The organism is Streptomyces sp. adm13(2018) (assembly GCF_008042145.1).
Taxonomy (GTDB): Bacteria; Actinomycetota; Actinomycetes; order Streptomycetales; family Streptomycetaceae; genus Streptomyces.
On sequence record NZ_RDBH01000113.1, the window covers coordinates 19,674 to 28,095 of the forward strand.

General features: G+C 74.8%; 7 protein-coding genes and 1 pseudogene. 1 reads left to right on the forward strand and 7 read right to left on the reverse strand.

Going from position 1 to position 8,422, the window contains the following annotated elements; all coding sequences use genetic code 11:
• Window positions 1-7: 7 nt before the first annotated feature.
• From EAO70_RS10060 to EAO70_RS10090, 7 genes are all read right to left on the reverse strand, one after another.
• Complete coding sequence (locus tag EAO70_RS10060; protein ID WP_148002663.1) at window positions 8-667, reverse strand: 1-hydroxy-2-methyl-2-butenyl 4-diphosphate reductase; 660 nt, start codon at window positions 665-667, stop codon at window positions 8-10.
• Complete coding sequence (gene shc, locus EAO70_RS10065; RefSeq protein ID WP_148002664.1) at window positions 667-2,700, reverse strand: squalene--hopene cyclase; 2,034 nt, start codon at window positions 2,698-2,700, stop codon at window positions 667-669. The genes EAO70_RS10060 and shc overlap by 1 nt, the downstream gene beginning before the upstream one ends.
• 107 nt (window positions 2,701-2,807) lie before the next feature.
• Complete coding sequence (locus EAO70_RS10070) at window positions 2,808-3,908, reverse strand: polyprenyl synthetase family protein (RefSeq protein WP_187283830.1); 1,101 nt, start codon at window positions 3,906-3,908, stop codon at window positions 2,808-2,810.
• Complete coding sequence (gene hpnE / locus EAO70_RS10075) at window positions 3,905-5,305, reverse strand: hydroxysqualene dehydroxylase HpnE (RefSeq protein ID WP_148002665.1); 1,401 nt, start codon at window positions 5,303-5,305, stop codon at window positions 3,905-3,907. The genes EAO70_RS10070 and hpnE overlap by 4 nt, the downstream gene beginning before the upstream one ends.
• Before the next feature lie 142 nt (window positions 5,306-5,447).
• Window positions 5,448-6,398: a presqualene diphosphate synthase HpnD gene (hpnD, locus tag EAO70_RS10080; RefSeq protein WP_148002666.1), complete on the reverse strand. Its 951-nt coding sequence runs from the start codon at window positions 6,396-6,398 to the stop codon at window positions 5,448-5,450.
• Complete coding sequence (gene hpnC / locus EAO70_RS10085) at window positions 6,395-7,306, reverse strand: squalene synthase HpnC (protein ID WP_148002667.1); 912 nt, start codon at window positions 7,304-7,306, stop codon at window positions 6,395-6,397. Before hpnC ends, hpnD begins: the two co-directional genes overlap by 4 nt.
• Before the next feature lie 313 nt (window positions 7,307-7,619).
• Complete coding sequence (locus tag EAO70_RS10090) at window positions 7,620-8,267, reverse strand: TetR/AcrR family transcriptional regulator (protein WP_148002668.1); 648 nt, start codon at window positions 8,265-8,267, stop codon at window positions 7,620-7,622.
• A 50-nt stretch (window positions 8,268-8,317) separates the two neighbouring features.
• Between EAO70_RS10090 and EAO70_RS39065 the strand changes: the two are divergent.
• A pseudogene (locus EAO70_RS39065) lies at window positions 8,318-8,422 on the forward strand (polyprenyl synthetase family protein); the annotation flags it as partial.

Consider the following 8,422-nt stretch of genomic DNA (forward strand, 5'->3'; position numbering starts at 1 on the left):
AACTCGCTCACCTCCTGGGGAGCAGCAAAGAACGGTGCCATTCGAAGAAAGCGGGAAGGACGGCACGAAGAACGCGGAAGGCCGATATTCCCCCGCGTACCGTGCCGATCCGCACCAGTTCATGTTCTGGAGCGTCCACGACCACCCGGACGGCCGCAACCGGACGGACGTCCGGCCCGGCTCCGCCGCGGGCGGTGCCCAGCGTCGCCGCGGACTCCATGTCGACGGCGATCGCGCCGGTGGCCCGTAGCGCGGCCCGCTCGGGGCCGCGCACCACGTTGTCGGAGCCGGTCAGCGGCCCGGTGTGGACGGCCCGCCCCGGTACGGCCCTGACCAGGGCTTTCACCAGGAGTTCGGTCCCGGTGCAGGAGATCGTGCCGGCGGGCCCGCGCGCTTCGTCGGCGACGACCAGGTCCCCGGGGTGCATCCCTGGGGCGAGGCCGGCGCAGAAGCCGGAGGCGATCACGGCGGCGTCCTGCCATCCGGGGGCGCCGAGGGCGCGGGAGACGGCCCGCCGGGCCCGGTCGGGCCCCATGCCGGTACGGAGCACGGTGACGGGCCCGGGGGCGCCCGTCCGGGCCCCGGTGCGCAGGGCGAGCTGCTCGATGCCGAGGGCGCAGGCGATCAGCAGGGGCGGTGGGGCGCCGGGGCCCGGCTCGCGCCCCATCAGCGGGCCCTGCCGGGCGAGGGCTCGCCGTGCACGTAGCGGCCGAGCGCCGTGAGCGGGAAGACGAGCCGGTAGAGGTGGTAGTTGATCGAGAAGTCCCAGGGGAAGCCGGTGCCGGTGAAGTACGGCTCGTCCCAGGAGCCGTCCTCGCGCTGGGTGCCGGCCAGCCAGGCCACGCCCCGCCGGACGGGTGCGGAGTCCCGCTCGCCGGCCGCGAGGAGGGCGAGCAGCGCCCAGGCGGTCTGGGAGGCGGTGGAGGCGCCCCGGCCGATCCAGGCCTCGTCGTCGTACGAGCGGAGGTCCTCGCCCCAGCCGCCGTCCTCGTTCTGGACGGACCCGAGCCAGTGGACGGCCCGGCGGATCGCCGGGTGGGAGGCGGGCAGCCCGGCCGCGGTGAGCGCGGGGAGGACGGATCCCGTGCCGTACACGTGGTTGACGCCCCAGCGGCCGAACCAGGCCCCGTTCGGCTCCTGGGCGGCGAGCAGCCAGTCGACGCCCCGGCGGGTGCGCGGGTCGTCGGCGAGCCCCTCGAAGGCGAGCATCTCCACCACGTGGGCGGTGACGTCGGCGGAGGGCGGGTCGATCACCTCGCCGAAGTCGCAGAAGGGCAGCTTGTTGGGGAGGGCGCTGGTGTTGTCGGCGTCGAAGGCGCCCCAGGCGCCGCCCTTGGACTGCATGCCGAGCGTCCACCGCGTGCCGCGGGCGACGGCCGCCTCCAGCCGGGCGGGGTCGGGGTGCCGGACCCGGCGGAAGGCGAGCAGGACCTCGGCGGTGTCGTCGATGTCGGGGTAGTTGTCGTTGTGGAACTCGAACGCCCAGCCGCCGCCCGGGGGCAGCCCGGGCCGCCGGACGGCCCAGTCCCCGGTCCGGGTGATCTCCTCGCCGAGCATCCAGTCGGCGGCCTTCACCAGGGCCGGGTGGTCGGGGGCGAGCCCCGCGTCGGCGAGCGCGATGGTGGCGAGGCAGGTGTCCCAGACCGTCGACTGGCAGGCCTCGACCATCCGCGAGCCGTCCTCGCGCCAGACGGCGAAGCGGTCGAGGGAGTCGAGTCCGGCCCGCATGACGGGGTGCCCGAGGTCGTAGCCGAGGAGGTGGAGGGCGATGATCGAGTAGACGGCGGGGGGCTGGATGCCGCCCCAGCAGCCGTCGTTCTCCTGCCGCTCGATGATCCAGCGCGCGGCCTGGTTCATCGCGGTCCTGCGCAGGGCGCGCGGCGCCACCCGGTGGTAGACGTGCAGGGCCTTGTCGAGGCGCTGGAAGAGGCCGTCCCAGCCGGTGGCCGGGGCGAGCGGCCGCGGCGGGGCGGGCCGGGCCGGATCGGTGTGGAGCTCGTCGAGCGGGAAGGGCGCGGGTCTGACCGGGCGCTTCGCCGAGACCACGGTGAGCGGCACGATGGTCTGCCGGGCCCAGCAGCCGAAGTCGTAGATGTTGAGCGGGAACCAGCTGGGCAGGAAGAGGAGTTCCGGGGGCAGCTCGGGCAGGTCCTCCCAGCGCCACCAGCCGAACAGCGCCAGCCAGATCCTGGTGAAGACCCGGGCGGAGGCGACGCCGCCGCGTTCGCGGACCCAGGCGGAGGCGCGGGCCATGTGCGGGGCCTCGGGCGGGTCCCCCGCGAGCCGCAGGGCCACATAGGCCTCGACGGTGGCGGAGAGGTCGCCGGGCCCGCCGTAGAAGGTGGCCCAGGCGCCGTCCTCGCGCTGCTCGCGGCGGATGTGGAGGGCCGCGGCCCGGGTGGTCCCGGCGTCCAGGATGCCCAGGAACTGGCGGAGGAGGAGGTCCTCGGCGTCCATGGTGACGTTGGTCTCCAGGTCGCCCTTCCACCAGCCCTCGGCGTCCTGGAGGGCGAGGAGGTGCTCCGCGGCCCGTTCCGTGGCCCGCGCGGCGGCCTCGTCGAGTCGGGTCGGGTCGGGCGGGGCGGCTCTGCCGCCGGATCCCGGTGCGGCGGCCCCGTCGGGTCGGAGCTCGTCGGTCGTGCTGGCCGCGGTCGCCCGGGGGCCCACGGCCCCGGCGCTTCCGTCGGTCGTCGCTGTCATGGCTTCCCCTTTGCGCAGTCGGTGACTTCTGCTTCTACGGGTCTGCCGTCGGCCGGCGCCGGAGGGCACCGGCCGGCGACCGCGAACTCATATCAGGGTGATGGTGATCATCTCTTCCGTACGACCACGAAGTCGGCCAGCGCGGTGAGCTGGGCCCGCACCCGGGCGGGCATGTCCACCTGGTGGAGGGCGTCGATCGCGATCGTGTGCTGGCGGCGGGCCTCCTGGGAGGTCCACTCGCGTCCTCCGGCCTCCTCGATGAGGGCCGCGCGGGTGGCGAACTCCTCCTCGGAGAAGCTGTCGAAGTCGTTGGACTTGGCGTCCGCCGCGAGCAGCTCGGCGAGCCGCTCGGAGGCGGGGCCGCCGGCCGCCAGGGCGGCGACGACCGGCAGGGACTTCTTGCGCTGGCGCAGGTCGCTCCAGGTCTGCTTGCCGGTGGACTCCGGGTCGCCCCAGATGCCGAGGAGGTCGTCGACGGCCTGGAAGGCGAGCCCGAGGTGGTACCCGTACTCCTCCAGCTTGTCGGCCGTCCGGTCGTCGGCGCCACCCAGGACGGCGCCGATGGAGACCGCGCAGGCGAGCAGGGCGCCGGTCTTGTTGCCCTCCATCTCCAGGCACTCCTCGACGGTGACCCGCTCGCGGTGCTCGTAGGAGATGTCCTGGGCCTGGCCGTCGATGAGCTTGCGGCTGGCGGTGGTGAGCCGGCGGGTCGCCCGCCCGGCCTCCACGGTGCCGATCTCCAGCAGGATCTCGTTGGCCAGGGCGAACAGGGCGTCGCCGACCAGGATGGCCTGCGCGGGGCCGTGCACCTTCCAGACGGTGTCGCGGTGGCGGCGCTGCTCGTCCCCGTCCATGAGGTCGTCGTGCAGCAGCGAGAAGTTGTGGACGAGCTCCACGGCGACGGCGCCGGGGATCCCGACCTCGGGGGCGACGCCCGCGGCCTCCGCGGACAGCAGGGCGAGCGCGGGACGGACGGCCTTGCCGCTGTCGCCCTCCGCGGGGTTGCCCTGCGCGTCGATCCAGCCGAAGTGGTAGGCGGCCACGGTGTCCATGGGCGGCGCGAGGCGGTCGACGGCCGCCCGCAGTACGGGGGTGGACAGCGTCCGCCCCCGCTCCAGCAGTGCGGACACGTCCGCGGTGTCGACGGCCGGATTACCCGGCGGCACAGTCGGCACGGTCTCTCCTCTTGTTCCGGTACTCACACTCATGCCGCCTCCTGCAGCGGATGGTCATGGCGGCGGCCGAGGGCGGAGAGCGCGGCACCCGCGGCGCTGAATCCGCTGCGGACGGCACCCTCCATGGTCGCGGGCCAGCCGGTGGCGGTCCAGGCCCCGGCCAGGAAGAGCCCCGGTGCCTGGGTGCGGGCGCCGGGGCGGAGCCGGCCGACGCCCGGGGTGGGGGCGAACGTGGCCGTCCGCTCCCTGGTCACGAAGAAGTCGCGGATCCCGGCGCCGCGCGCGGTGGGCAGCAGCCGCTCCAGCTCGGGGAGGTACTTCGCGCGCAGGGCGGCGACGGGTTCGTCGATCTCGTCCTGGGCGGCGGACTGCGAGACGGCGAGGTACTGGCCGCCGCCGGTGAGCCCGGAGGAGTCCGTGCGGTCGAAGACCCACTGCACCGGGGAGCCGAGCGCGGTGAAGAACGGCCGCCTGAGTACCTTGCGGTCGTAGACCACGTGCAGGTTGAGGATCGGCGCGGTGGCGATGTCGAGGAGCCGGTCGGGGTCGTCGAGGGCGCCCTCGGGCAGCAGGCCGTGGGTCTCCTCCTGCGGTACGGCGAGGACGACGGCGTCCGCGAGGAGGGTCTCGCCGGGTACGTCGACGGCCCAACGCCCGTCGTCCGTACGGGAGATCCGCTCGGCCTTGGTGCGCAGCGCGGTGCGGACCCCGAGGGCGTCGAGTTCCTTGGCGGCCCGGGTGTCGTGGAGTTCGCCGAGCGGGACGTGGGCCCAGCCGATGTCGGCGGCGCCCGGCTCGGAGAGGAGGCCGGTCTTGAAGACCATGGCGGCGAGGCCCATGGACGCCTGCGGGGCGGGGGCGTTGAGGGTGGGGATGCCGACCAGGTCCCAGAGGGCCTCGACGGTGCGCGGGGACTGCCCGTGCCGGCCGAGCCAGGTGGCGAAGTCGATGCCGTCCAGCGCCGGGTCGGCGGGGTCGAGCCTGCGCAGGGCGAGCGCGGCGCGGCCGACGGAGGCCCGCTCGGCGAGCGAGAGGTGGGGGTACGTCGCGAGGCTGCGCGCCAGGTGCAGCGGTACGGGCAGCTCGTCCCGGCGGATGCGGCCGAGCCGCGGTCCGCGCGGGTGCGCCACGTCGAGGACGGGGACGTCGAGGCGGTCCTGGAGCGGGGCCAGCCGGGCGCCGTCGACCCGGTCGAGGAACCAGCGGTAGGCGGTGCAGCAGCGCAGGTAGACGTGCTGCCCGTTGTCGACGGTGAGTTCGCCCCGGCGGAAGGAGAAGGCGAGGCCGCCGAGCCGGGGCCGGCCCTCCAGGAGGGTGACCGCGACGCCGGCGTCGGCGAGCTGGAGGGCGGCGGTGATCCCGGCGAGACCGCCGCCGACGACGACGGCCTGCGGCTGCCGGGTGTGCTGCCCGGTTCCTTCGTGGGTCACACGGCCTCCGTTCGGTGCGTCGCGGTGGGGAGCGCGCGCGTCGCCGCGGGCGGGTTGCCCGGGGCTCCGGCCGCCCCTCGCAGGGACGTCGGTGCGGCGCCCGGGGTTGCCCGGCGGGCGGGGCACGCGGTGGACGGGAGCATCAGGCACGCCTCCTGACGGTGCGTCGGGCGATCGTGCGGGTGTCGAGGCCGGAGAGCCCGCGCACCGCGACGTACGCCTTCTCGCGGCCCGGCAGCGAGACCCGGCCGCGGAGCACGGCCTCGGGGTCGCGTTCGATCCGGTCGAGGAGCCGGCGGTAGATGCCGGCCATGGCGGCGACGCAGGCGCCGCTGCGCCGGTCGAGCATGGGCAGCAGCCGGTACCCCTCGGCGAACAGGGCGCGGGCGCGGCGCACTTCGAAGTGGACGAGCCCGGCGAAGTCGGAGCCGGCGGGCGGCTGCTCGTCGCCGAAGCCCTCGCCGCAGCCGAACTTGGCGAGGTCGTCGGCGGGGAGATAGGTCCGCCCGTTGCCGGCGTCCTCGCGTACGTCCCGGAGGATGTTGGTGAGTTGGAGCGCGAGGCCGAGGGTGTCGGCGTACTCGGGGGCGCGGTCGGCGCCGGGGGCGCCGGGCTGGGTGCCGAAGACGCCGAGGGAGAGGCGGCCGATCGCCCCGGCGACGCAGCGGCAGTAGGTCTTGAGGTCGTCCCAGGTCTCGTAGGTCGCGCCGTGCACGTCCATGAGGACGCCGTCGATGAGCTCGTCGAGGCCGTCGAGCGGGATCGGGAAGCGGCGGGCCGAGTCGGCGAGGGCGACGGCGACCGGGTCGGTGTCGTCCTCGTCGACCTTGTCCACGCGGATCCGGTCGAGGAGCGCGCGGGTGGCCTCCAGGCGTTCCCGCTTCTCCTCGGGCGCGAGGGTGCCGTCGCCGATGTCGTCGACGCGCCGGGAGAACGCGTAGAGCGCGGACATGGCCTGGCGCTTGTCGGTCGGCAGCAGCCGGATCCCGTAGGCGAAGTTCCGCGCCTGCTGTCCGGTGACCGCCTCGCAGTAGCTGTAGGCGGCCAGTACCGGTGCGGACGGCTGGGGCTGTGCCTCCACGGTCGCGCTCACCCCTCTCTCCGCGCCCGGAGCAGAACCGCTCCCACCTGGCGCATCAGGCTCGGCTTGGTGGCCTTCGGTGGGCCGGTCAGTACGTCGTATCCGGCGTCGGTGATCGCGTCGAGGGCGGCGAGTCCTCCGGCGGTGAAGCCCGCGAGGAGGAGGCGGAGGCGCCCGTGGACGCTGCCGACCAGCGGGGCGCCCGCGTGGAGGAGGTCGCGGGCCCGCTGGGCCTCGAAGGCGATCAGGGCGCGGACGGAGGCTCCGGCGGTGGGCCGGGCGAGGTCGCTCTCGGTGACGTGGAACCGCTTGAGGTCCTCGGCGGGGAGGTAGATCCGGCCGTCGCCGAGGTCCTCGGCGACGTCCTGGAGGTGCTCGACGATCTGGAGGGCGGTGCAGATCTCGTCGGAGCGCCTGATCCGCTCGGGGGTGTCGGTGCCGGTGAGGGCGAGGACGAGCCGCCCGACGGGGTTCGCGGAGAGCACGCAGTACGCGAGGAGGTCGTCGTAGGTCTCGTAGCGGGTGACCTGCTGGTCCTGCCGGTTGGCGGCGATCAGCCCGAGGAAGGGATCGGGGGTGAGCCCGCGGCGGCGCACCGTCGGCTGGAGTCCCTGGAGGAGGGGGTGGTGCGGGGTGCCGTCGAAGACGCGGCGGAGGTCGGCCTCGAAGGCGTCGAGGAAGGCGAGCCGGTCGCCCGCCGCCTCCGGGTCGAGGCCGAGGTGGCGGGCGTCGGCGCCACCGGGGGCGAGGTCGCCGTCGCCGATGTCGTCCACGAGGCGGGCGAAGCCGTAGACCGCCATCAGGTCGTCCCGCCAGGCCCGGGGCAGGAAGAAGGGGGCCACGGGAAAGTTCTCGTCCGCGGCCTTGCCGAGGGTGGCGCGCGAGGAGGCGTCGGTGCGCGCCTGCCGGGTGTCCGTCACAGGTCACTGCCCGACGGAGGGACGGCGAGACCCTCGTGGAGCTGGAGATTCTGCGTCATGGCCGTCACGTCTCCCGTTCTACACTGCCGAGTCAATCCATCCTATTTCGGACACGCCGCCGACCCCTGCCCGGAGAGCCGCCGCCAGGAGGCCCGATGGTCGTGGAGTATCGCCCTACTTGCCGCGAAACAGACCGGTCCAGCTTACGTGGCACGGCGGCAGTCGCCATTCCGGGGTGCCGGGCACCCGGGCCTCCGGCCGCACGGGCCGTCAACAGGCCTGAACTGCGCGGGAGTTCGCGCCCGCGGTGGGGTCAGAGTGCCCGGGTGCCGGAGACGACCATGGCGAGGGTGGTCTCGACGACGGCGTTCCTGCGCTGCGCCGGGAGCCGCCGGAAGGGCCCTTCGAGCAGCAGGAGTGACAGTCCGTGCACGGCCGACCACGCGGCGGCGCCCGCGGCCGGACGGACGACCGGGCGTGAGGTGCCGAGGCGGGCGAGGCCCTCCAGGGCGTCCCGGAGCAGGGTGAACGCGCGGACCTCGGGTTCGGGCGCCCGGCCCTCGGGCATCGGCCCGGGGGTCCCGTCCGGCCGGGGCGCGCAGAACGCGGCCCGGTAGAGGCCCGGCTGGTCGACGGCGAAGCCGACGTAGCCCCGGCAGAGGGCGGCCAGCCGGCGCTCGGCCGCGAGGGCGGGGTCGTCGGCCCCGGGCTCGCGGCCCGCGGCCTGCTCCATGGCGTCGGCGAGCAGGCACCGGGCGTGCGTCCGGACGGTCCGGAGGAGTTCGCCCCGGCCGTCGAAGTGCCGGTAGGCGGCGGTGGGCGAGACGCCCACTCGGCGGGCCGCCTCGCGCAGGACGACCCGCTCGGGGCCGCCCTCGGTCGCGAGGTCGACGGCGGCGCAGATCAGCGCGTTGCGCAGGTCGCCGTGGTGGTAGTTCTTTCCCCCCGAGATCGCTGCCATGGGCTCATCCTGCCCGATGTTGCCAGCATGAACATTCCGGGCGGCGGAACGACGCGCAGGGCAACCCCGCGGAGGGCGACAGCGGCAAGGCCGTCCGTCCCGCGCTCGCCCTGCTGTCCGCGGAGGCCGCGGGCGTCGCCCCCGAGGTCGGGATC

Bases quoted from the DNA above. Each gene is read 5' to 3' on its own strand.
- EAO70_RS10060 (WP_148002663.1), bottom strand. From the start codon at position 667: ATGGGGCGCGAGCCGGGCCCCGGCGCCCCACCGCCCCTGCTGATCGCC.
- EAO70_RS10090 (WP_148002668.1), bottom strand. From the start codon at position 8,267: ATGGCAGCGATCTCGGGGGGAAAGAACTACCACCACGGCGACCTGCGC.
- EAO70_RS10070 (WP_187283830.1), bottom strand. From the start codon at position 3,908: ATGAGTGTGAGTACCGGAACAAGAGGAGAGACCGTGCCGACTGTGCCG.
- shc (WP_148002664.1), bottom strand. From the start codon at position 2,700: ATGACAGCGACGACCGACGGAAGCGCCGGGGCCGTGGGCCCCCGGGCG.